The organism is Alteromonas sp. Mac1 (genome assembly GCF_001562125.1).
Taxonomy (GTDB): Bacteria; Pseudomonadota; Gammaproteobacteria; order Enterobacterales; family Alteromonadaceae; genus Alteromonas; species Alteromonas stellipolaris.
The window spans coordinates 4,078,496-4,101,792 of record NZ_CP013932.1; the positions used below are offsets into that span (position 1 = coordinate 4,078,496).

Annotated in this window: 17 protein-coding genes, 4 tRNA genes and 1 pseudogene; 7 read left to right on the forward strand and 15 right to left on the reverse strand. The window is 44.5% G+C overall.

Translation table 11 applies throughout. The features are described 5' to 3' along the window. Positions 1 to 4 precede the first annotated feature (4 nt). Complete coding sequence (locus tag AV939_RS17265; RefSeq protein ID WP_057789264.1) at positions 5 to 271, reverse strand: DUF4212 domain-containing protein; 267 nt, start codon at positions 269 to 271, stop codon at positions 5 to 7. Positions 272 to 528: 257 nt separating this feature from the next. Here AV939_RS17265 and AV939_RS17270 point away from each other — a divergent pair, with 257 nt between their 5' ends. Then, positions 529 to 3,981, forward strand: coding sequence for a PAS domain-containing hybrid sensor histidine kinase/response regulator (locus AV939_RS17270; RefSeq protein WP_057789262.1), 3,453 nt, complete (start codon positions 529 to 531; stop codon positions 3,979 to 3,981). Here AV939_RS17270 and AV939_RS17275 read toward each other — a convergent pair. Beyond that, positions 3,978 to 4,616 (reverse strand): mechanosensitive ion channel family protein, encoded by a 639-nt coding sequence (locus AV939_RS17275; RefSeq protein ID WP_057789261.1) that lies wholly within the window; start codon positions 4,614 to 4,616, stop codon positions 3,978 to 3,980. The two genes, AV939_RS17270 and AV939_RS17275, sit on opposite strands and share 4 nt — an antisense overlap. Before the next feature lie 236 nt (positions 4,617 to 4,852). Between AV939_RS17275 and rimK the strand changes: the two genes are divergently transcribed. Genes rimK through AV939_RS17295 form a run of 4 tightly spaced genes read left to right on the forward strand, consistent with a single transcriptional unit; the run spans position 4,853 to position 8,231 of the window. Continuing rightward, positions 4,853 to 5,758: a 30S ribosomal protein S6--L-glutamate ligase gene (rimK, locus tag AV939_RS17280; RefSeq protein WP_057789259.1), complete on the forward strand. Its 906-nt coding sequence runs from the start codon at positions 4,853 to 4,855 to the stop codon at positions 5,756 to 5,758. Then, a complete protein-coding gene (locus AV939_RS17285) occupies positions 5,759 to 6,787 on the forward strand; it encodes a succinylglutamate desuccinylase/aspartoacylase family protein (RefSeq protein WP_057789256.1) in 1,029 nt (342 codons plus the stop codon). 14 nt (positions 6,788 to 6,801) lie between these two features. Further along, a complete protein-coding gene (locus tag AV939_RS17290) occupies positions 6,802 to 7,236 on the forward strand; it encodes an ATP-dependent zinc protease family protein (RefSeq protein ID WP_061998228.1) in 435 nt (144 codons plus the stop codon). Positions 7,237 to 7,247: 11 nt separating this feature from the next. Continuing rightward, a complete protein-coding gene (locus AV939_RS17295) occupies positions 7,248 to 8,231 on the forward strand; it encodes a hypothetical protein (RefSeq protein WP_061997914.1) in 984 nt (327 codons plus the stop codon). Here the strand turns inward: AV939_RS17295 and AV939_RS17300 are convergent. Together AV939_RS17300 and acs are read right to left on the reverse strand one after the other, a co-directional pair. Next, the gene (locus tag AV939_RS17300) at positions 8,215 to 8,868 is read right to left on the reverse strand and encodes a response regulator transcription factor (protein WP_061997915.1); all 654 of its coding nucleotides are present in this window, start codon (positions 8,866 to 8,868) and stop codon (positions 8,215 to 8,217) included. The genes AV939_RS17295 and AV939_RS17300 overlap by 17 nt on opposite strands. Positions 8,869 to 8,879: 11 nt before the next feature. Further along, positions 8,880 to 10,829 carry an acetate--CoA ligase gene (gene acs / locus AV939_RS17305; RefSeq protein ID WP_061997916.1) on the reverse strand — a complete coding sequence of 650 codons (1,950 nt, stop codon included), beginning with the start codon at positions 10,827 to 10,829 and terminating at the stop codon, positions 8,880 to 8,882. 253 nt (positions 10,830 to 11,082) lie between these two features. Between acs and AV939_RS17310 the strand changes: the two genes are divergently transcribed. Then, the gene (locus AV939_RS17310) at positions 11,083 to 12,249 is read left to right on the forward strand and encodes a DcaP family trimeric outer membrane transporter (protein WP_057789246.1); all 1,167 of its coding nucleotides are present in this window, start codon (positions 11,083 to 11,085) and stop codon (positions 12,247 to 12,249) included. A 156-nt stretch (positions 12,250 to 12,405) separates the two neighbouring features. Then, positions 12,406 to 14,406 (forward strand): alpha-amylase, encoded by a 2,001-nt coding sequence (locus AV939_RS17315; RefSeq protein ID WP_061997917.1) that lies wholly within the window; start codon positions 12,406 to 12,408, stop codon positions 14,404 to 14,406. A gap of 97 nt (positions 14,407 to 14,503) precedes the next feature. Here AV939_RS17315 and AV939_RS17320 read toward each other — a convergent pair whose 3' ends face one another. From AV939_RS17320 to AV939_RS17370, 11 genes and pseudogenes are all read right to left on the reverse strand, one after another. After that, entirely contained in the window at positions 14,504 to 15,655 is a 1,152-nt protein-coding gene (locus tag AV939_RS17320; RefSeq protein WP_061997918.1) for a Na/Pi symporter, read from the reverse strand. A gap of 218 nt (positions 15,656 to 15,873) precedes the next feature. Next, complete coding sequence (locus tag AV939_RS17325; RefSeq protein WP_061997919.1) at positions 15,874 to 16,926, reverse strand: aldo/keto reductase; 1,053 nt, start codon at positions 16,924 to 16,926, stop codon at positions 15,874 to 15,876. Positions 16,927 to 16,944: 18 nt separating this feature from the next. Further along, positions 16,945 to 17,988, reverse strand: a complete 1,044-nt coding sequence (locus tag AV939_RS17330; RefSeq protein WP_231517753.1) for a chemotaxis protein — start codon at positions 17,986 to 17,988, stop codon at positions 16,945 to 16,947. A 262-nt stretch (positions 17,989 to 18,250) separates the two neighbouring features. Then, on the reverse strand, positions 18,251 to 18,817 hold the full coding sequence (locus AV939_RS17335) for an ankyrin repeat domain-containing protein (RefSeq protein ID WP_061997920.1): 567 nt from the start codon (positions 18,815 to 18,817) through the stop codon (positions 18,251 to 18,253). A 152-nt stretch (positions 18,818 to 18,969) separates the two neighbouring features. Further along, on the reverse strand, positions 18,970 to 20,532 hold the full coding sequence (locus AV939_RS17340; RefSeq protein WP_197427710.1) for a catalase: 1,563 nt from the start codon (positions 20,530 to 20,532) through the stop codon (positions 18,970 to 18,972). A gap of 593 nt (positions 20,533 to 21,125) precedes the next feature. Continuing rightward, positions 21,126 to 22,508, reverse strand: a complete 1,383-nt coding sequence (locus tag AV939_RS17345; protein WP_061997922.1) for an alkaline phosphatase PhoX — start codon at positions 22,506 to 22,508, stop codon at positions 21,126 to 21,128. 8 nt (positions 22,509 to 22,516) lie between these two features. Beyond that, positions 22,517 to 22,858 (reverse strand): annotated as a pseudogene (locus tag AV939_RS17350) (GTP-binding protein); the annotation flags it as partial. Positions 22,859 to 22,925: 67 nt separating this feature from the next. Further along, positions 22,926 to 23,001: transfer RNA gene (locus AV939_RS17355), tRNA-Thr, on the reverse strand. 7 nt (positions 23,002 to 23,008) lie between these two features. Then, a tRNA-Gly gene (locus AV939_RS17360) sits at positions 23,009 to 23,083 on the reverse strand. 33 nt (positions 23,084 to 23,116) lie between these two features. Then, a tRNA-Tyr gene (locus AV939_RS17365) sits at positions 23,117 to 23,201 on the reverse strand. Between the two features lie 7 nt (positions 23,202 to 23,208). Beyond that, positions 23,209 to 23,284, reverse strand: a tRNA-Thr gene (locus tag AV939_RS17370). Positions 23,285 to 23,297: the final 13 nt, after the last annotated feature.

A 23,297-nucleotide genomic window follows, 5' to 3' on the forward strand; every position in this document is an offset into this window, starting at 1 on the left:
GGTATTACTCCTCGTTTACGCCATAACGTTTATCCATCGCCTTCATCTTTGACATATAAACAAAAATTAGAGCGACGAACACATAAATGGAACCTTGTTGCGCAAACCAGAAGCCCAATTTAAATCCAAAAAAGTGGATGTTGTTTAGCACGTCGACAAACAAAATGCCGGCGCCAAACGACACCGCAAACCAAACGACCAAAAGCTTGGCAAGGAGAGACAAATTCTCCTTCCAATATGCTTTTTTGTCGTCATCATTTCTAAATGCCATTGTTCCGTCCTCATGTCAGGTTAATCAATTGTTTTATTTTTACATTTTCCTAACGCCCGGCTTTGCTAACATTATTGCCAAGCTTTTTTGTTTAGGCCGAACAGGCCTTAGAGTGGCAAAAGTCAAGCATTTAGGAGCACGACGTATACTCTAGACCTCACCATTCAAATTCCAAATGAGACCATGGTCGTAGGTAGACCATGGTCGAAATGATTATAATGCACACAGACTTGTTAACTTTAAGTTAAAGGAAATTCATGACGTTCGGTTGGGTTACGCTTGCGGTACTGTATCTATTTTTACTTTTTTCCTTGGCGAGTTGGGGCGATAAGAACTCGCCTCGAGCACGAGCGTTAACTTCGCACCCAGCCATCTACTCACTGGCACTCGCCATATATTGCACGGCGTGGACATTTTTTGGCATGGTAGGGCAAGCCAGCCGTGACACATGGATTTACCTGCCCATTATGTTAGGGCCAATTTTGGTATATGTGCTTGGGTATCGATTTATTTATAAGCTAACTCTAGTTAGCAAAAAGCAACATATCACCACAATTTCTGATTTTATTGCGTCTCGTTATGGCAAGCGCCAAACCGTCGCATTGTTAGTGACCGTTATCGCGCTGCTGGCTACCATTCCGTATATTGCGTTGCAATTAAAAGCGATTGGCTCCACTTTTCAGTTGTTAACTCAACAGCCTAATAGCAATTTCATCGTGATTGCCGCCACCACATTTATTGCCATATTTGCGATTTATTTTGGTACTAAGCATGCCGATGTAACCGAGTACCGCAGAGGATTAATGCTCGCTATCGCCTTTGAATCCACTATTAAGTTATTGGCGTTGGTGTTGGTTGCATTTGTGGGCTACAGCGCGTGGCGACAAACCGAAACAGGCCCTTTTCTAGAGACCTTTGTAAACACTGCCGCACTGTCTCAATTTAGCTCGTTCAACTTCATTGCTCAGACCATCATGGCCGCGGCTGCTATTGTGTGCCTGCCTCGCCAATTCCATGTGGCAGTCATTGATAACCTGAGCCTTTCACACTTAAAAACAGCCCGATGGTTGTTCCCGCTTTATCTCGCGATTATTTCTGCGGTTATTCCCATTATTGCTATTGCGGGTAAAGCCATTTTTGCTGGTGCCAGTGTTGAGCCCGACTCCTACGTACTATCCCTGGCTATGTTCTCTGGTTCAGCCTTGCTACAAGTTATTGTATTTGTTGGGGGGTTATCAGCTGCAACTGCAATGATTATTGTGGCAACCCTAACCCTAAGCACCATGTTAACCAATGACGTTATTTTACCTCGCTACTTAGCGTTTCGCGGCAATCACTCTGAAAAAAGAGATTTCTCTGCGCAAATACGCCTTATAAGACGCATTGTTATTGGCTTCATATTACTAATGGCATTTTTGTACCATCAACAGATGACCAGTAGCCGCTCGCTACATTCAATTGGGCTTATTGCGTTTTCACTAGTGATTCAATTAATGCCAGCGATCCTCGGTGGATTATATTGGAAGCGCGCACATGCCCATGGGGTTTACGCGGGCTTGTTGGTGGGAATAATACTTTGGGTATTGTGGTTAGTATTTCCGCTGGTAGGAAAGCAAACATCACAATTTGCCAATAACGAACTTATCAGCCAAGGCGCGATGATAAGCCTTGGTGCGAATGCCGTAATGTACATTATTTTCTCGTGGTTTGCCCCGCACCGGCTTATCGACAGAATTCAAGCCGAGGCTTTTGTGTCTCCTGCTGTGGTTAAAAACAGTGTCATTAAAGGGCCAAATAGCAATGTTACGGTATCTGACCTCATTACGTTACTATCGACTTTCATGGGTACAGGTCGATGCGAACAGCTTATTGAGCAATATCAACATCACAACAGCTGCACGTTGAACCACCAAGCTTCTCCCGATGAAGACTTTCTTACGTTTTGTGAGCGCGCGCTGGGCGGTGTTATAGGTGCATCCAGCGCCAAAGTATTGTTAGACAGCGCACTGCGTGGCAAGAAAATGGACTTCACGGAAGTCATTAACTTTTTCGACGACACCACACAAGCCATGCAATTTAATATGACCGCGCTTTTGACCTCGTTAGAAAACATGGATCAAGGCATTAGCGTAGTCGATAAACACTTAAATTTAGTGGCTTGGAATAAGCGATACGCAGCACTTTATACCTACCCTGAAGATTTTCTTGCAGTGGGCATACCCATAGAGAAACTTATCCGTTTCAACGCATCACAAGGGGAATTTGGCAAACTGGATGTAGAAGCGGAAGTAGAAAAGCGCTTAGAACATTTGCGCTCTGGTACCCCCCACCGATTCAAACGTCAGCGAAAAGATGGCCGTGTAATTGAAATGGTAGGCAACCCCCTACCAGGAGGCGGCTTTGTGACCAGTTTTAATGACATCACCGACCACATTGAGATTCAACAAGCCCTTGAAGAATCAAATATCGACTTAGAAGCTAGAATAAAAAGGCGTACCGAAGAGGTGCATACCATCAACGCCGAACTACGGCTTGAAATAGAGCGGCGCTCTGGAGCAGAAACTGAACTGATACGGGCTAGAAAGGCCGCCGAAGATGCGAATGCCAGTAAAACTCGCTTCCTAGCACTGGCCAGCCATGATGTACTTCAGCCTTTGAACGCCGCCAAGTTGTATATTTCGGCGTTAGAAGAACAAGAGCTATCGAATGGTGTACATGAAATCATTCAAAAGCTGCACCACTCGGTAACCTCAAGTGAGGCACTTATCGGTACGCTTTTAGATATATCACGCCTTGATCAGGGTGAAATGAAGCCAGACATTGAGCCCGTAGATGTACAAGCTCTGCTCAGCCCGCTTATTGACGATATAAGAATGCGAGCACAGGAAAAAGGTCTTTCGTTGCGGGTATGGGTGAAACCACTTTGGGTAATGGCCGACAAAACCTACTTGTATAGAATTATGCAGAATTTACTGTCAAATGCTGTGAAGTACACACAAAAAGGCAAAGTTCTACTTGTTATAAAGTCCACCAAATCATCAGTTTCTTTTCGTGTTTATGACACAGGAATTGGCATTTCGGAAGATAAAAAAGATAACATTTTTAGTGATTTCTATCGCATTAATCAAAGTGCAGAACATGGTATTGGCTTGGGGCTAGGTGTGGTACGTAGGTTAAGTCAGCAGTTGGGTAGCGATATAACCGTATCGTCCTCACTGCAAAAAGGCAGTTGCTTTACTTTTAGCCTGCCAAAAGCCCAGCCCGGTTCTTCAATAAGTACAACAACCAAGCCTAAAAACACAACTTTCACTGGATTACAGGTACTTTGTGTAGACGACCAACGGGAGAACTTAGATGCAATGCAAACGTTGCTTGCTCGCTGGGGCGTTAAGGTGATGTTAGCCGGGTCGTGGGATGAAGCCCTTGCCCTGATTGAGCAAACATCGCCTCAGATATTATTGATGGACTATCAATTAAGCCATGATGAAACGCAAAACGGCTTAGCCTTAATAGATAAGATTAGGTTCCAACTTGATGCCATACTACCCGCCGCGCTTATCACAGCTACGCCAGATGAAGATTTAGTGGCTAAATGTAAGGAGCAAGGGGTTAACTATCTATCTAAGCCGTTAAAGCCAGCAAAACTAAGAGCGCTACTTCAAAGTATGACTCGCCACATTCACGAGTCACATTATAGCGATAGCGATTAAACTAGGGGGTCGCTTTTCACCCTGCTCTTTTTCGTCGGCTTATCAGTTTTTTCTTCCATTTTACCCGCCGTCGTTGTTGGGGTTACTTTACCCATGGTGCCCCAAGCTGATTTGGGGTTAATAAGCACAGGACGAGTTAAAATGAGGTTGTTGGGGTACATAAGAGTTTCGCGTTCAGAAGTCACCAAGCGCGTGCTAAATGGCCCCAAGTCGGCAATATAACCCTCTATAAAATTATCACCATCAAGAATACGAATAAAATTCCCTCGGCGATATGCAACGTTCGTCAACAGTATGAAGTAAGCGGTAATATTGCTTATTAATGACCAACTGGCGAAAAGCGCTACCCCAGTTACCGTGATAATGGAGGTTGATAATACCAATAGGCCAGAAAAGTCTATTCCCCACGCAAGAAGCAATAAAGCTAACGATACCGTGGCAACTATAACCCTAGCGGCAAATAACCCCTTAATTGCACTGGTAGACTTTAATTTGGTTTTCTCGATATTGGTTTCAAGTTTGGGTAGGATTTTTCTTGAAGCTGCCAAATAAAACAGTAAAACCAACCCACTCCAAATAAGATTTGATTGGTAGGCCGTTAGCCATACCAATACCTCTTGCCACCACTGCATCATAGTAAAAAACTCATTATATCCTCATGTTACCCCATGCTATCGCGTTACGTTTTTGAGTTCATCCAGATATTACTGTCGCCACCACAATAATAATTCGTAAGACCATTAATAAAAGGTGCTTTATCATGCGCGCCAATTTGCTGCCATCCGACTAATCTGGCTATGTACCTAAAAAGGTGCTAATGATTAAGCAGCATTCATTTTTAAATACACTTTATAACCACAGGCAATTTACGATGCGCATAGCGATTTTATCCCGGAACCCTCGTCTCTATTCAACTTCTCGCTTAGTAGAGGCTGGACGTGCTCGCGGGCACGAAGTAGATGTTATCGATACCATGCATTGCTATATGGATATCACCAGTTCTCGTCCATCGGTGCGTTACAAAGGTAAGAGACTTCCTTATTACGATGCGGTTATTCCACGCATTGGGGCTTCTGTTACCTTTTACGGCACCTCGGTTGTACGACAATTCGAAATGATGGGCACCTACAGCGTTAATGAATCTGTAGCCATTAGCCGATCTAGGGATAAGCTGCGCTCTTTACAGTTGCTATCACGCAAGGGCATTGGCATGCCACGTACTGGCTTTGCCCACCACCCAGACAAAATAGAAGACGTGATAAAAACCGTGGGCGGTGCGCCTGTGGTCATTAAATTGCTTGAAGGCACACAAGGCATTGGCGTGGTATTAGCCGATACTCATAAAGCGGCAGAATCAATTATCGAAGCCTTTATGGGTTTAAATGCCAGCATCTTGGTACAAGAATTTATTAAAGAGGCTGGAGGCTGCGACATCCGCTGCTTTGTTGTAGGCGGTAAAGTTGTTGCTGCAATGAAACGTCAAGCTGCACCAGGGGAGTTTCGATCTAACCTTCATAGAGGCGGTCAAGCGAGCTTGGTAAGGTTGAGCCCTGCTGAACGCAAAACTGCTGTAGATGCAGCCAAGACTATGGGCTTAAATTGCTGTGGTGTAGATATTTTACGGTCAAACAACGGGCCTGTGGTTATGGAAGTAAATTCATCACCTGGTTTGGAAGGTATTGAAAAAGCCACCAATAAAGATGTTGCCGGTATGATCATTGAATTTATTGAAAAAAGTGCAGAGCCGCACAAAACAAAGACGCGAGGTAAAGGCTAAGTGGCAGTAGAAAATTTAGTCATTGGGGGGCAGAGTATTGCACCAGGCGAATCGGTTAAAATTGAGCTGGAGATGCCCCCTTTATACACCGCGACAAACATGAGCATTCCCGTTTATGTTACCCGAGGTAAACGCCCTGGCCCTACTATGTTTGTGAGTGCCGCTATTCACGGTGATGAGCTTAATGGCATTGAGATTGTCGGCAGGCTCATTCGCTCTCGGGCCATTCAACGGCTTAGAGGTACGCTTATCGCGGTGCCAATGGTGAACGTATATGGGGTGTTGAACCAGTCTCGCTATTTGCCCGACCGGCGCGATCTCAACCGCAGTTTTCCCGGTAGCAAGAAAGGCTCACTTGCAGGTCGATTGGCCAACCTGTTTTTGAAGGAAATTGTGCAAAAGTGTGATGTAGGAATAGATCTTCATACCGGTGCAATCCATCGTAGTAATTTGCCGCAAATTCGCGCTGACTTAGACGATCCCGAAGTACTTGAGATGGCCAAAGCATTTGGTGTACCTGTGTTGCTAAATGCTGAGCTACGTGAAGGTTCATTACGTGAAACCGCCAGTGAAAGTGGTGTTAAAATTTTGCTTTACGAAGCAGGTCAGGCCTTAAGGTACGATGAATTCTCCATTCGCGCAGGGCTTCGCGGTATCATTAATACTATGCGCCATTTGGGCATGTTGAATAAGAGTCGTAGTAAGGGGCACAGTATTGAGCGATTTATTGCCCGTCAGAGTGGCTGGATACGCGCTACAGAAAGTGGCTTTGTTACCCATTTAGCCCAGTTGGGCGATCACGTGAACAAAGGGGATAAACTGGCGACCATTGCTGATCCGTTCGGTGGATATTTGGCCAGTATTGAAAGCCCAGCTGAGGGGGTAGTGGTAGGTAAACAAAACATACCTCTGACGCAAGAAGGAGAAGCGGTCTATCACATTGCCTATTTCTCACAACCCGATACAGTGGCAGAGCATGTAGAGTTATTGCAAGACAACCTGCTACCAGGTGAAACGGATAATACTTGATTGAAGGCGAACACATGAAAAATAAAAAAATAGTGGGTGCGGTGGAATTATGTGACCTTCCCGCATTTACCATCACTGATTTAAATGTTCGGGTTGATACCGGCGCAGCAACCTCTTCATTGCATGTAGATAATATTGAAGAGTTTGAGGTAGACGATGAATTATGGATTCGCTTCGACATTCATCCTGATATTCATAATGTTGATAGAGTGGTTAGAAGAGAAGTAAAAGTTGAAGCAAAAAAGCGTGTCAAAAGCTCAACGGCCACAAGAGAGAAGCGTTATGTGATAATTACGCCTATAGTTATGGATAGTGTGCAGTGGGATATTCAATTAACCTTAACCGACCGCTCTGAAATGACTTATCTTATGTTGCTTGGCAGAGAGGCCATGAGCGGCCATTTTTTGGTTGATCCTGAGCACGACTTTTTACTTACAGGGAAGGATTGATAGTCGATACAATGATAGGACATATGATCAGTCGAATATTACTCTCGTCAGCTTTTATACTACTAAGTGGCTTATTCACTCCACTGTGCTTTGCAGGCGAGAGCACTGACTCGCCTACTCTAGAAAAGGATACTAAAGCGGCTTTGCCCCATAGTCGCCTTCGCCTTCCCAATGTTCATCCTGGTAGAGATCCTGTTTACGCCTACGCCAAAACATTACTGTCCAAAGCATTGGCAGTAACTGAAGATAAATATGGCAGCTTTGAATTACAGGTTAGCGAACAGGAAGTCGCGCAAGAGCGCCAATTAAGAAGCTTAGAGCACGATATGTTAGACGTAACGTGGAGCGTGTCTTCTATCGACAGAGAAAAGCAACATCGCGCAATACGCATTCCTATCATGGGTGGTTTTTTTGGTAAGCGCATTATGCTTATCCGCGCCAAGGATAATCGCTTCGATGCCCCGTTAACGCTTGAGAGCCTAAAATCTATGCGCGCGGTACAGGGCTACGACTGGCCTGACACCCGTATATTTCGTCACAATAACATTCCCGTACTTGAAACCACCTATCAAGCATCATTTCGGATCGTGGCTGAAGGCTTTGCTGATATGTTTCCGCGCAGCGTCATGGAAATACAATATGAATTGGACAAGCAACCTGACAGCACATTGAAAATTGAGCCACACCTGTTGGTGTCTTACGACAGTCCTTTGTTTTACTTTGTGGCATCAGATCAGGAAGCCTTAGCTAACCGAATTAGTGAAGGTCTGACTATTTTGCTTGCTTCTGGTGAATTTCAAAAGACCCTAAAGGCTCAGCCGGTTTATCAAGAGAGTATGGCACTCATGCGAGGCCGAAGTGTAATTGAAATCGAGAATCCTCTGCTAAGTGAACAGAGTAAGGCTGCGCTGGATCATTATCTTTCTTACTTTCAAATCAAGGCGTATAACGAGCAAACTAAGGCTCCACTAGAAAAGACTAGTGATCACTTGTAGCGGGCGGCTCTAACTCTAGTTGAGATGCGATCAATACCGCTTGTGTGCGGTTATTAATGCCAAGCTTCTTAAAAATAGCAGTAACGTGGGCTTTCACCGTGGCTTCAGCAATATCCAAATTATAACCAATCTGCTTGTTGAGCAATCCATCTCGCATAAAGCACAGTACTTTGTACTGTGAAGGTGTGAGGGAAGCCACATGATCCACAAGTTCTGAAAACGCTTCATCAATGTCATCAACACTGTCGCTTAAGTTAGGTGGTAGCCATACGTCACCATCCAAAATGGCTTGCACCGCATTAGCAATATCACCCGAGCTAGCAGTTTTAGGGATGAACCCCAATGCACCAGCACTCATGATTTTTGATATAAGTTGGGTATCTTCCGTTCCAGATACCACCGCTACGGGTACATCAGGAAACAATTTGCGAATATGAATTAATCCGAAAAGGTCATTGCTACCAGGCATGTGTAAATCAAGCAGCAACAAGTCGATATCCTCTCGATTGAGAATATCGACTGTCGATGTTAAATCACCAGCTTCTGATAACGTCAGCGCTGGTAAAGACAATGACAAAGCGCCTCTTAAGGCATCCCGATACAACGGATGATCATCGGCAATTAACAGGGTTGTCATTGCATTATCCTTTATGATTTGTTTAATCGCTCCTTAATGAGTGTATCAACAACTGACGGATCCGCCAACGTAGATATATCACCAAGTTGCTCATGTTCGTTCGCAGCAATTTTACGCAAAATGCGACGCATAATTTTACCTGAACGGGTTTTAGGTAGACCAGCCGACCACTGTATTTTATCTGGTGTCGCAATGGGGCTAAGCTCTTGTCTAACCCAGTTTTTAAGCTCTGTGGTTAGCGCATCATCAACGGCAACGCCGTCGATTGGGGTAACATAAACGTAAATACCCTGCCCTTTAATATCATGAGGGAAGCCTACCACGGCAGCTTCAGCAACTTTGGGATGCGCCACTAATGCGCTCTCAATTTCAGCAGTACCTAAACGGTGACCAGATACATTTAACACGTCATCAACACGCCCTGTAATCCAGTAGTAACCATCTTCATCACGTCTTGCACCATCACCGGTGAAGTATACACCTTTGTAAGCGCTAAAGTAGGTACTGATAAAGCGTTGATGATCGCCATACACGGTTCTAGCTTGGCTTGGCCAACTATCTTTAATTACCAGGTTACCTTCCGCTGCGCCCTCTAGTTCGTTGCCTTCAGCATCAAACAGTGCTGGCTGAATACCAAAGAATGGCCGCGTAGCAGACCCTGGCTTAAGTGCCGTCGCCCCTGGTAATGGCGTTATCATATGACCACCGGTTTCGGTCTGCCACCATGTATCCATAATAGGGCAACGGCTTTGGCCAATTACACGGTGATACCATTCCCACGCTTCAGGATTAATGGGTTCACCTACTGTACCAAGTAATCGAAGCGATGATAGGTCACAGCCCTCGGCAGGTTTGTCCCCGTGAGCCATTAAGGCACGAATGGCGGTTGGTGCGGTATAAAGGCTATTTACTTTGTATTTTTCTACTACCTGCGCGATACGACGCACATCAGGATAGGTAGGAACACCTTCGAAAAACACTTGAGATGCACCGGTAATCATAGGTCCATACACCATATAACTGTGCCCAGTGATCCAACCTACATCGGCAGTACACCAGTAAATATCATTTTCTTGGTAATCAAAGGCGTATTTAAATGTCATGGCGGTATAAAGCAAATAACCGCCCGTAGTATGCACTACCCCCTTGGGTGTACCCGTTGAGCCTGATGTATACAAGATAAAGAGTGGGTCTTCCGCGTTCATCACTTCAGGCTCACATTCAGTAGAGCAATCTGCAACAAGCTCATCCCACCATACATCGTGACTTTCGTTCCAAGCCACATCTTCGCCAGTGACTTTCTTTACAATAACGTGAGTAATTGATGGGCAGGCACCTTTCGCCAATGCCTTATCTACATTGGCTTTTAAAGGTACAGAACGACCCGCTCGGCGGCCTTCATCTGCGGTAATAACCACCTTAGCATCGCTATCGTTAATACGATCGGCAATCGCGTTCGGCGAAAAGCCACCAAAAATAACAGAGTGGATAGCACCAATGCGGGCGCACGCCAGCATAGCGTAAGCAGCGTCGGGGACCATTGGCATATAAATAGCGACCCTGTCACCTTTAGTCACACCAAGAGATTTAAGTGCATTAGCTAATTTACAAACCTCATCATGCACTTCTTGAAACGTAATATCTTGGCTTTGGTCAGGAGAGTCACCTTCCCAGTGAATAGCCACTTTACCAGCGTTGTCTGCTAGGTGGCGGTCAATACAGTTGTAACTGGCATTTAACTCGCCGTCTTCAAACCATTTTATCGAAACATCATTGTCACCAAAATGGGTGTTTTTCACTTTGGTCGGCTTTTTAAACCATTCAAGTAAGTTTGCATGTTCAGCCCAAAATGCTTCAGGGTGTGCTACAGAATTAGCATACATCTCAGCGTACTGAGCATCCGTTAAATGGGTCGTACTTTTAATCGCGTCAGGAACAGAAAAAATCTTACTGGCAGTCATAAAAAATTGCCTCCAATATCAATAATGTGAAATGCTTTTATATACTAAACACTGTAATGATTAGACTATAAAGTAAAAATGCGACTTTGGTCTTACGGTTTATGGACTTTAGTCCTAGGAATTCGACTACTCACCAATTACGACTATAGTCGTATGCGACCATTAGCTTATTTCAATTTTTATCAAGGTCGGCAAATCTATAGAAGTTAACTTTGAATTTACATTTATTTAACCACACTTTAGGGCAAATATAATGAAAGCCATAATAAAAAACTCAGTGCTAGCCACATCGTTGGCACTTGCAGCGTCTAACGCCACTCTCGTTAGCGCCGCTGACTTAGGCGATACCAGCGTTAAATTTACCGGCTACATAAAAGCTGACGCTATGGTGAGCAACTACTCTGAGGGCACACTAGGTTCCGGTAGTATTGGTCGAGATTTTTACATACCCTCGCTGACTCCGGTTTCAGGCGGCGATGAAGGCACCCAGTTCGATGCACATATTCGTCAGTCCCGTTTTAGATTTAGCACCAACACACCAACAGCAGAAGGTGACGAAATCAAAGGCGTATTAGAATTAGACTTTATCGTCACTAGCGGTGGTGATGAACGTATTAGTAACTCTTACACACCCCGTGTTCGCCACGCTTACATTCAGTATAAAGAATGGTTAGTAGGTCAAACATGGACCACATTTATGGACGTGGGTTCCCTACCGGAATCTCTTGATTTCATTGGTACGACAGATGGTATTACATTCGGTAGGCAAGTCATGGTGCGATACACCAACGGCGGTTTACAATTAGCGTTAGAAAACCCTGAAACTACGGTTACACCTAACGGTGGTGGCGGGCGTATTGTGGCAGATGATAACGCCGTTCCAGATTTCGTTGCCGCTTACACCGCCAAGCAAGATTGGGGCTACGTAAAAATAGCAGGTTTAGTGCGTCAACTTTCATACGATGACGGCAGTGGTATTGACGCCGATGAAACTAGTTACGGCGTTGCCCTGTCAGGAAAATACAAACTGTCGAGCGGCGATGATATTCGCTTTATGGTGAATACAGGCCAAGGAATGGGTAGATACACCGCATTGAATGCCGCAAATGGCGCAGTCATTACAGCCGATGGCGATTTGGAAGCTATAGACTCAACGGGTTATGCTATCGCCTATCGTCACCTTTGGAACGACAAAATGCGAAGCAGCTTCATGTTTTCAGCATTGGATATTGATAACGACACTGCTCTCACCGGCCTTAGTGTGACCCAAAGCAGTTACAGCGCACGGGCTAACCTTCTTTACTCACCCACAAAAGCCCTAACTTTTGGCGCTGAGTATGCGTTTGCACATCGCGAAATTGAAGAAGGGTTAGAAGGTGACATGAACCGTCTACAGGTTTCTGCGAAATACGCTTTTTAATCTGATACTTAGCAGTAATGACTACGGGCGCCTTTTTCGGCGCCCTTTTTATTCTTATCTACCTGCATACGTATTCACATTGTTTACATTTAATTTACATCCTAGTGTCTAATAAGTTTTCTTCATGCCGTTAAATAACACCACTAGGACACTATAATGATTAAACGTAAATTGTTGGCTTCCAGTGCAGTCGCCACCCTACTAGGCTTTGGTATAGCCTCCCCCATTGCGCATTCGCAGCCCTCCACATTTGTGCACTTATTCGAATGGGATTGGCAGGATATAGCAACCGAATGTGAAACCTATTTAAGCCAAAATGGTTTTGCCGCCGTGCAGGTTTCTCCGCCGAATGAGCATATTACTGTTCCTCAGTGGTGGGCACGCTACCAGCCTGTTAGCTACGATTTAGAAAGTCGCGGAGGGTCTCGTGCAGACTTTACTAATATGGTGCAGCGTTGCAACGCTGTGGGTGTAGATATCTACGTAGATGCAGTAATTAACCATATGGCCGCTGGGTCAGGCACGGGTACAAACGGCAATACGTTCGGCAACAAAAATTATCCAATATATTCGCCGCAAGATTTCCATGACACTTGCTCGGTTGATGATTATGGTGACCGATGGCAAGTTCAAAACTGTGAACTAGTCGGTTTAGCCGATTTGAAAACCGAGTCTAGTTACGTACAAAGTACCCTGGCAAACTACCTTAATGACCTGGTAAATATTGGGGTAGCAGGTTTTAGACTAGATGCCTCCAAACATATGCCAGCGGTAGATATATCCAGCATAATCAATCAGGTCAACGGCTCCCCACTTGTGTTTCAAGAAGTTATAGATCAAGGCGGTGAGGCCATTGGCGCTGATGAATATTTCTCAAATGGCCTAGTCACAGAATTTAAATACTCAGTTGAAATTGGCAACGTATTTCGTAATGGCTCACTTGCTTGGCTAAGTAACTTCGGGGAAGCTTGGGGTTTTATGCCTAGCTATAAAGCCGTTGTTTTTGTTGATAACCATGATAATCAACGAGGTCACGGTGGAGGCGGTAACGTTATTACCTTTGAAGATGGACGTTTGTACGACCTAGCGAATGTCTTCATGCTGGCATGGCCATATGGTTACCCCAAAGTTATGTCAAGTTACGACTTCCACGGCGACACCGATGCAGGCGCCCCTTCAGTGTCCGTGCACAACAATGGAACACTTGAATGTTTTGGTGATAACTGGAAATGTGAACATCGTTGGTCGTATATTTCAGGCGGCGTTGATTTTAGAGACCACACTTCAGATAATTTCGCTGTAACCGACTGGTGGAGCAATGGCGGCAACCAAATCGCCTTCGGTCGAGCTAACAGTGGGTTTGTAGCAATCAATAAAGAAAGCTATGTCATGAATACCACGCTAACCACCTCCATGGCACCAGGCCAATATTGCAATGTATTAACAGGTAACATTAATGCCGCCAAAACCCAATGTAGCGGAGATGTAGTTTCTGTTGCGGCCAATGGCTCTGTTGCCGTAAACATTGCTTCATGGGAAGCCATTGCCATTCATCAAGGGGCAATGCTAACTACAGATGAAACCGATGCAGATTGGCAGCGCACTATTATTTTCGTCCAGGCCAGCACCGAAAGTGGGCAAGACATGTTTATTCGAGGCGGAATAGATCACGCCTATGCGGCATCTAATTTAGGACGCTCTTGTACAACGAGTAACTACGCGTGTGCCATTCCTATCATCCACAATAATATGCGCAATACCACAACGGCACCGTGGAAAGCCAACGACAATTACCTTGATTGGTACGGCGTTGAAGCTAGCCAGAGTAATGAAGCACAAGGCAGCGCACTTGATTGGACTACAAATAATTGGCCTGCAACGTGGGGCGACTTGAAAACCGTGGCTAATGATGGCTTTGGAGAGACCCCGTTGAACGTGTGGGGAGACCATTATTGGATGTTAGATGTTCAAATGGATTGCAGTAAAACCGTAAACGGTTGGTTCGAACTAAAAGCGTATATTAAAAATGGACAAGGATGGGAAAGTGACGTAACACAGTCCGGTACGCCTTATGCCTCTAGCAACCATATGGCGCAATGTGGGAAGCGCAATATGTTTGTATTTGGGCAAAGTAGCGCCGACATAACAACGTTCTAGCACTACACATTTTAAGGCTATAAACTTTAAAACGACATAAGGCAGGTGCAAAGTAAGTACCTGCCTTAGCTTACTGCTGTAACAGCGGTGGAAATACCTACACTGATATAAAAATAATACCTAGCGGCATACAGAAAAATAACCCGCCAATATAAGCGACCCCGTAAAACTTTTTCTCGGCCACAATGACCGACAGCTTGTAAGACAAATCTAACGGAATGTCGCGTAACATAGGCGTACCGTAAATTAGCGCCACACTAAAAACATTATACAGCAGGTGTACCATGGCAATTTGTAACGCAACCCCTGCATTCACCCCCACCACACCAAGTGCTGCGATTAGCGCAGTAATACAAGTGCCAATATTCGCGCCAAGGGTAAACGGATAGATATCTTTTGCCTTTAAAATTCCACTACCTACTAAAGGAACTACCAGCGAGGTGGTGGTAGAGGAAGACTGCACTAACACTGTCATTAGCGCACCTGATGAAATTCCCGAAATAGGCCCCTTCCCGATACTTTTGTGCAAAATATCTTTTGCCTTACCCACCATGAGAGATTTCATAATTTTACCCATGTAAGTAATTGAAGTAACAATAAGCCCAATACCAAGGATGATTTTGGCGATACCCGGATATACAGAAGGTAAACCGCTTACCATGCCTGTTACGATATTAAGCGCAGGTTGGGTTAGCGCCTTAATAGGGTTAAAACCATCAACCCCCATCGTGCCACCTGCATTTAGCATAGACACTACAAAGGCGCTGGTATGCTCTAGAATGCCAAACGCCATTTCAAGAGGCAGGAATATAAACACTGACATCACGTTAAAGAAATCGTGAATAGTGGCGGCGTTAAATGCTCGTTGAAATTCATCTTTTCTGGCGACATGCCCAAGGCTAACTAGTGTATTCGTGATACTGGTGCCAATGTTAGCTCCCATCATCATGGGCACGGCAATGGTGATAGGTAAACCACCCGCTACCATACCAACAATAATGGAAGTCACCGTACTTGAAGATTGAATGAGCGCGGTAGCTACCATGCCAATAATTAACCCCATAATGGGGTTACTAGCAAAAGTGAACAGCGTTTTAGCTTGATCGCCTGCGGCAAGTTTGAAGCCGCTTCCTATCATGCTAACGGCCAACAACATTAAATACACCAGGCCGATAAGCAGTAGCCAGCGGCGCCAGTTACCATGCTGGGTTTCGGTTTCACAAACAAGAGGCGAATCTGATAGAGACATAGAAAATGACAGTCAATAAATAACAGTGAATTCATACTATGACGAAGTTGTGACAGATAAATGACCAAAGTCGAGAGTATAAAATCACCGCAATTTAAAAACTTACTGCAATTCTCGGGCAAGACAGGCTGTGTTTAGGGTTGGCACCAAGTCGTTATGACTTGGCCCGTAATGTTAGAAACTTACCCTCTAACGTTTTCACCTTTTGTTACCAGTATCTAATAACCTAACGGATGGCGGCGAACCACCTCACCTATTTGCTTCAGTGTGCTTTCATCAAGGTTAAGTGAGAACGCAGATAAGTTTTCAGCCAACTGATTGGTGGTAGTAGCGCCAATAATGGTAGAAGTAACACCTGGCACTTGTTTACACCATGCTAAAGCCAATTGCGACGGAGTAATCTTTGCTCGCTTGGCAATTTCAACATAACGAGCAGTGGCTTCACGAGCGGGCTCTTTGTCTCTAAATAACCCTTGGCGCTGAACCAGTGTCCATCTAGAATCTTTGGGTCTATCTCCGTTCATGTACTTACCACTTAGCATACCTGTAGCTAGCGGCGACCACGGTAGGTAGGCAATGTTCTCAAGCGCGCACATTTCAATAAGGTACGGCCAATCTTTTAAATGCAGCAAACTGAATTCGTTTTGAATGGAGACCGGTAAAGGAATATTCATTTCCTTGCACAGCGTCAAAAACGTGTGGATACCCCAAGGGGTGTCATCAGATAGCCCCCAATGGCGAATTTTTCCAGTATCAAGTGCTCGTTTAATACCGGTTAAAATATCTCGCATGCCATCGATTTCTTGCTGTTTATCGATTTTTGTAGGGTTTGTGCGATCAGGCCAATGCTTTCCAAAATGCGGGGTAACGCGGTTTGGCCAATGTAACTGGTAGACATCAACGTAGTCGGTATTTAAACGGCTAAGCGAATCATTCAGTGCCGTCTCAACGGCGCTGGCGGTAATAGGCCCGCCTTCTCTTATATAACTCAAGCCACTTCCGGCAACTTTTGTCATGATAACAAGCGAGTCACGTGATGATTGATTTCTTGCCAGCCAGTTACCTAAAATCCGTTCGGTATCGCCATAAGTTTTATCGTTCGGCGGTACAGGGTACATTTCGGCGGTATCGATGAAGTTCACACCATGCTCAATTGCCATGGCGAGTTGCTCATCGGCGTCTTGCTGAGTATTTTGAATGCCCCATGTCATGGTGCCAAGGCAAATATCCGATACCGATAAGTCGCTACCGCCTAATTTGTTAAATTGCATATCTACGTTCACCTACCTTCAACTTGTCTCTGGTTTTCTCTGCTTTTGTGCTAATTCTGCTTCCACAACAGCGAGTCGTTCTTCAATTGCTTGACGAGACTCTACCATTTCATTGGCAAGTTCAGCCAACGATTTGAACTCAGCAAAACCGAGTTTCCTCGGATCCATTCGCTGATATTGGCGCTTACAGCGATAGAAGAACATAACGAAATTAGAAAAAGCGCGGTGAAATGTGGCGAAGCTCTTCACTAGAATTAAAATTAAAAGCACCGAGGTAAGCACCGCAATACTAATACTGTAAATTTTTACTTTTTGCTCTTGGTTTTCAATAATAGGCTGTAGAGCTTGGTCGATTAACATGAGCTGCTGCTCGACACTGTGTGCTTGACGCCGAAAGCGCCCTACCAAACCTTCATTATGAGTAAGGCCTAATGTTTGATGCGCAATAGCAAGTGCCCCAACAGCTTCTTTATATACATTAAGCAGTTCATCTACCTGTTCAGACTTAACCGTACTCCGCGCCTGTGCCAGCCGCTCTATATTTTGAACGGCAAGGGTTGCGTAATAATTATTATGGGTTAGCTGAAAATCGCGAATGGCCAACCTTGCGCCATCAAGTTGAATGAGCGCACTTGACCCAACATCAAAATACGACTGACTGAGCAATGCTCCCTCAGTCTCAATCATCCGCTCTAACAAACCAGACGCTGGCGTCAGCCCTATTTCGGTTTGTAACGTAACCACTTGTTGGAAAAGTTGTTGGTATTTATGTACTCCTTCGGCTAAGTTTCCTAATTGCGACGTAGGCATATCGTAATCGCTAATTAAGGGTGTAAGCAGATTAAGCCGAGTGCTAAAACTCTCAGAGCGCTCAATAAATAGCTGAAAGTACTCGTGCTGATGGCGCATCAGAAAGTCTTTTTCGTGGCGTCGCATTTGCAGTAAATCTTGTCCCATGCGAAGCAACAAATTCCTTTGCTGATTCAATTCAATGAGCCGCTGCGTAAAATAATGCTGACTGACCACCAGCATTCCCATTCCAACAACACAAATTAGTGTCATTAAAACTAGCCTAGATTTTATAGAGTCAAACTTCATTCATGAGATCCCCTTAGGTATTTCATTTACACTGCGCGCTGGGAACTAGACATACTACTTGAAGATAGACCAATTCACTCTATCTAGCTCAATAGGCATAAGAGTAATTAAATAAAATGACAATCTATAGTGGAGACTCAATATTTTAGCTAAACGTTTTTGAGGTGTTAATGGAAAAAGGGGCGAACGCCCCATTTCTATCATTGATAATGTAAACCGAGAGGTATCACCGATTAACGTTTGACTCGTTCAGCGTTTTCGCCAAATTGTAATTGCCTTGCGACAATGCAATGTCGGCTACTGAGTTGCCTGCTAAGTCTTTATGTCGCGGGTTAGCGCCTTTTTCAATTAGCTCACTCACTAAAGACTGTCTGTCGAACAAGCTAGCAAACATTAGTGCGGTTTGCCCCTGAGAGTTAGTTTCATCAATATTGCACTCGGCAAACATGAGCTTTCTAGCTACACCTAAATGCCCTTTGAAGATAGCGCCCATTAACGCAGTATTACCCTTATTATCTTCTTGGCAGGCATTAATATTTTCTTTGCTAAGTAAATAAGAAACCGCATCATTATGACCATGATAAGCCGCTAAAATAAGGGCGGTATAACCTTTATCATCAGCTACGTTCCCATCAAGACCCGCCTGATAAAAGGCTTGAAGCAATGCAACATTTCCCTCGCGGGCTGCATCGAAATAGCGTGCTTTAAGGTCATCAACACTGGTTTGTGCATGGCATAGGCTCACACTCAGCAGTAAAGTAAAAACCAATAGTGTGCGTTTAACGATGTGCATTGTGGGTCTCCTATTGTTGGCGTTGGTAATGATAGATACGAGTAGTTGATATGAAAAAAGGCTACTAGGTAAATTGGGTTATTCAGATGAAGTCTTTAATAACTATAACTGCCCTACCTAAATAGGTAGGGCGAGTTGATAGTGGGTATTACTTATTGCATAAGGGCAGTTAAGCTTTCCGCTACTTTCTTAGCTTTAGCAGCACGGGCTGCTTGCTCGTCCATTAAAGCTTTTGCTTCTGCACGTACTTGCGAAATAGAAACCTTGGCTAGCTTAGCAACGCCAGTACCATATTCTTTATCTGCGTTGTACATGAAAGCACTGATGATAACGCGGATCTCTTCTTCAGGTACCGATGCTAATGCACCACCCATGTTGTTGATTAAGTTCTTACGACCTTGCTTATCAAGGTTGCGGTAGAACTCACCGGCTTGTTTAAAGTTCTGTTCCTTGTAGAAAGGAATTTGCTGTGTCATACCTGCAAGCGGCTTGCTTGAGTAACGGTATGCTGGATCTTCATTCAAGTCTAAGCGACGGCTAGGCTGGTAGTTAACATCACGGTTAGTTGATGTAGTACGAAGCTGGCCATGTTGCTCGTGGTTGTTAATCTCAACATTTTTAGGTGCATTTACCGGAATACGGTAAGCGTTAACACCTAAACGGTAGCGCTGTGTATCAGCATAAGAGAACAAACGACCTTGTAGCATTCTGTCTTCTGAAGGCTCGATACCAGGAATTAGGTTACTTGGAGCAAATGCAGCTTGTTCAGTTTCTTCAAAGAAGTTGTCAGGTACACGGTTTAACACCATACGACCAATTTTACGTGAAGACACTAACTTCTCAGGCCAGATCTTAGTAGTATCTAACGGGTTGAAGTCAAAGTCGTCTAATTGCTCAGGCTCAAGTTCTTGCAAGTACAAATCCCATGAAGCTGTTTCGCCTTTCTCACCAATGCGAGTGTAAACGTCAGTGGTGTGTGGCTGGAAATCCATACCTTGTTGTTTCATTGCTTCTTCAGCAGTGAAGTTCTTGATAGGTTGGTTCGCTTTCCACGTAAATTTCACGTACTTCACATTGCCTTCACCATCAACAAATTTGAAAGCGTGAACACCTGAACCATCCATATTTAGGTAGCTTGCAGGCGTACCATAGTCAGAGAACAACATAGTTAGCGTGTGAGTAGATTCTGGAACATGCGAGAAGAAGTCGAATACACGCTTAGCATCTTGCTTGTTCGTTACCGGAGATGGTTTAAAAGCGTGAACCATATCTGGGAATTTAATTGCGTCACGGATAAAGAATACAGGGAAGTTGTTACCGACTAAATCCCAGTTGCCTTGTTCAGTGTAAAATTTAACGGCGAAACCACGAGGATCACGAAGTGTTTCAGGCGAAAGGTGGCCGTGTACTACTGATGAAAAGCGCACGAATACTTCAGTTTTTTTACCTTCACCTTGGAAAGGTGCAGCTACCGTATCGTCAGATAAATCTTCGTAGTTTTCATAGTAACCATGAATACCAACACCACGGGCGTGAACCACACGCTCTGGAATACGCTCACGGTCAAACGCCGCTAGCTTTTCAATTAGGTGAGAGTCTTGTAAAAGCACAGGGCCCCATGGGCCAGCAGTTTGAGAGTTTTGGTTGTCTCCAACTGGTGCGCCATTTTGACGAGTAAGGGTATCCGCTTGAGCACTTAAGCTCATGCTTAACATGCCTACGGTTACACAACTTATAATACTACGGGTAAACGATCGCTTCATTTATGCTGCTCCTGAAATACGAGTTTTAGTGGTCGGGTTTTTCTGAGCGACACAAACTTGGTCGCCATAATAGTTATTTGCATAGTTGCAAACCGATTGCGCTGGTTTAGCAACGAATTTGTGCGGTGTAAGTTTTCTTAGAATTGTGCTCACAACAGCTCTCCTTGTTAGATGCGAGGATTATTACTGTTCTGCGAAAACTATTAAAACGACATAAACTGATTAAGTTAATTGAATTTATAGATGTGACTAAAGATTAGAAAAATGATTGGGATTTTCGATTGATATTTTAGCCTGGCTGAACTGGGGAGAATTGGCGATTTATTTGGTCGCTAAACTAACAGGTAACTTTTAGCTTTATACTAGGAAGTTAGTATCTTTGAACCCAATTTAGAGTGAGCACCTTGGCAGGCAAGAAAAGGATAGAAAGGGACAGATAGGGAAAAGGAAAGAAAGGAAATAGAAGGTAAAAAGCAGAAGGGCAATGTACTTCACATAAGTATGAAGTACATTACCCATGATGACTTACTTAAACATTGTGCGAGTTAAAGCGCCATCCAAGGGCCTGTTACGGCCAAGGTTTTACTGGGGGAATACATATTTACGAACAACACACTACCGTCGTTAGTAAAACAAGCGCCTGCAAGTTCAGTTTGCGCGTGAAGTTTAGCAACGTTATAAATATCCCCTTCTGGCGTCACGCCTCTTAGGTGATTATCTACCACTTCGGTGTACTGATCTTCACATACAATTAAATGACCGTTGGGGCTTACTGTTAGGTTATCGCCAAAGTTAAACAAGCTAGCGTCATCACTTTCAACAAATAATTGCAATCTGCCACCTGAAGTCTCAGATTTTGAAGTAGCGTCAGCTGTAGCGCCTTGTTGCTGAGAGCTTTGTGGCTGATAACGCATTATCTGACCTAATTGCTTAGCCCCGCCATTGGTACAGCAAAAATAAAGCTCATTGTTGCCCCAGTGCAGCCCTTCACCACGAGCAAACAGTGTCGCCCCTGCCTTATAACCTTGAACACGCAGGTCATCATTAGGGCTTTCTGGTGTATGTAAATCAACCCAATCTACATTTAACCATTCCCCAAGGTTCATACGCGCCTTGTCCCAGTTACGAGAATCGAACTGAGGTACATCTTGTATACGCAAAGCCTGTAACTTACCGCCTTTAGCCAGTTGGCCTTTCACATTGGGTATAAAGCGATAAAACAGACTGTCACCTCTGTCTTCCGTTAAATAAACAATACCGGTTTCAGGATCAACGCAAGCGGCTTCATGGTTAAACCGCCCCATTTCTTTTAGCGGTTTTGCCGCTACTAATTCGTCGGCATTAGCGGGCACTTCAAAGATATAACCATGCTCTTTAGCAATAACACCGTTAGGTTTATCAACAGATTCTTCGCAAGTTAACCACGTCCCCCAAGGGGTAATACCGCCAGCACAATTGCGGATAGTGCCAACTAAGCTAACAAACTCTTTTTCAACAACCTTGGTATCAAGATTATAAACCAGCGTGGTGGTGCCCCCTGGTAGCGCAACACCATTTTCAAATTTATCGTAAGCTAAATCAGTAGAATGAGCTTGAATAGATTCCGGCTGAATAGATAAGTGAACGGCTTGTAATTCGTGATTACGTACTAAGGCAACTTTATTATCACCTAACGCGAAACATCCCATACCATCAGCACGATCGGGCACATGTAATCCATCACTCATGGCATCACCCAGTTCAGAGATAACCTGGTAACTAAACCCCTGAGGTAAATCGAGAAGTTTCTTAGGATCAGGCACAAGAGGCCCATAACCTTTGGTTGTTGGCGTCAACACACCCGCATTCGCCTTACCCAGCGCACTTGATGCCAACCCAGCAAATGCCAAGGTACCCGCCCCTTTAAAAAACTGCCTTCTATTAATCATTATTATCAAGGCATAGGGCCATCAGTCGCAGCTACTACTAGGATCGCGCCGTCCATCTGAGCAGCACCGGTGATCATGTTTTTAACGTAATCAGCGTGTCCTGGGCAGTCTACGTGAGCGTAGTGACGAGTAGGAGTGTCATACTCTACGTGAGATGTAGAGATGGTAATACCACGAGCTTTTTCTTCAGGCGCGTTATCGATTTGATCGAAAGCCTGAGCTGAACCACCGTATGTCTTAGAAAGAACAGTAGTGATTGCCGCAGTTAGAGTAGTTTTTCCGTGGTCAACGTGGCCAATAGTACCAACGTTTACATGGGGTTTCGTACGTTCAAACTTTTCTTTTGCCATTTCTATTATCCCAGCAAAGTTACTTTAAAAATTTATGAAATTCTATAAACATGAGCTGGGGAGAAACTGGTGCTGATAGGCAGATTTGAACTGCCGACCTCACCCTTACCAAGGGTGCGCTCTACCAACTGAGCTATATCAGCACTGATTTGGAGCGAGCAGTGGGAATCGAACCCACATCATCAGCTTGGAAGGCTGAGGTAATAGCCATTATACGATGCTCGCAAATCCTAATTCTCTGGCCACCTCATAAAAAAGTGGTGGAGGGGGCAGGATTCGAACCTGCGAAGGCTGAGCCGTCAGATTTACAGTCTGATCCCGTTGACCGCTTGGGTACCCCTCCAGATTGATGGTGCCGACTGCCGGAGTCGAACTGGCGACCTACTGATTACAAGTCAGTTGCTCTACCAACTGAGCTAAGTCGGCACTACATCAAGTG

What these genes read in the sequence shown, in the direction of transcription:
- AV939_RS17265 (WP_057789264.1), bottom strand. Translation starts at nt 271, where the DNA reads ATGGCATTTAGAAATGATGACGACAAAAAAGCATATTGGAAGGAGAAT.
- AV939_RS17270 (WP_057789262.1), top strand. Translation starts at nt 529, where the DNA reads ATGACGTTCGGTTGGGTTACGCTTGCGGTACTGTATCTATTTTTACTT.
- AV939_RS17275 (WP_057789261.1), bottom strand. Translation starts at nt 4,616, where the DNA reads ATGATGCAGTGGTGGCAAGAGGTATTGGTATGGCTAACGGCCTACCAA.
- rimK (WP_057789259.1), top strand. Translation starts at nt 4,853, where the DNA reads ATGCGCATAGCGATTTTATCCCGGAACCCTCGTCTCTATTCAACTTCT.
- AV939_RS17290 (WP_061998228.1), top strand. Translation starts at nt 6,802, where the DNA reads ATGAAAAATAAAAAAATAGTGGGTGCGGTGGAATTATGTGACCTTCCC.
- AV939_RS17295 (WP_061997914.1), top strand. Translation starts at nt 7,248, where the DNA reads ATGATAGGACATATGATCAGTCGAATATTACTCTCGTCAGCTTTTATA.
- AV939_RS17300 (WP_061997915.1), bottom strand. Translation starts at nt 8,868, where the DNA reads ATGACAACCCTGTTAATTGCCGATGATCATCCGTTGTATCGGGATGCC.
- acs (WP_061997916.1), bottom strand. Translation starts at nt 10,829, where the DNA reads ATGACTGCCAGTAAGATTTTTTCTGTTCCTGACGCGATTAAAAGTACG.
- AV939_RS17310 (WP_057789246.1), top strand. Translation starts at nt 11,083, where the DNA reads ATGAAAGCCATAATAAAAAACTCAGTGCTAGCCACATCGTTGGCACTT.
- AV939_RS17315 (WP_061997917.1), top strand. Translation starts at nt 12,406, where the DNA reads ATGATTAAACGTAAATTGTTGGCTTCCAGTGCAGTCGCCACCCTACTA.
- AV939_RS17320 (WP_061997918.1), bottom strand. Translation starts at nt 15,655, where the DNA reads ATGTCTCTATCAGATTCGCCTCTTGTTTGTGAAACCGAAACCCAGCAT.
- AV939_RS17325 (WP_061997919.1), bottom strand. Translation starts at nt 16,926, where the DNA reads ATGCAATTTAACAAATTAGGCGGTAGCGACTTATCGGTATCGGATATT.
- AV939_RS17330 (WP_231517753.1), bottom strand. Translation starts at nt 17,988, where the DNA reads ATGACACTAATTTGTGTTGTTGGAATGGGAATGCTGGTGGTCAGTCAG.
- AV939_RS17335 (WP_061997920.1), bottom strand. Translation starts at nt 18,817, where the DNA reads ATGCACATCGTTAAACGCACACTATTGGTTTTTACTTTACTGCTGAGT.
- AV939_RS17340 (WP_197427710.1), bottom strand. Translation starts at nt 20,532, where the DNA reads ATGTTAAGCATGAGCTTAAGTGCTCAAGCGGATACCCTTACTCGTCAA.
- AV939_RS17345 (WP_061997922.1), bottom strand. Translation starts at nt 22,508, where the DNA reads ATGATTAATAGAAGGCAGTTTTTTAAAGGGGCGGGTACCTTGGCATTT.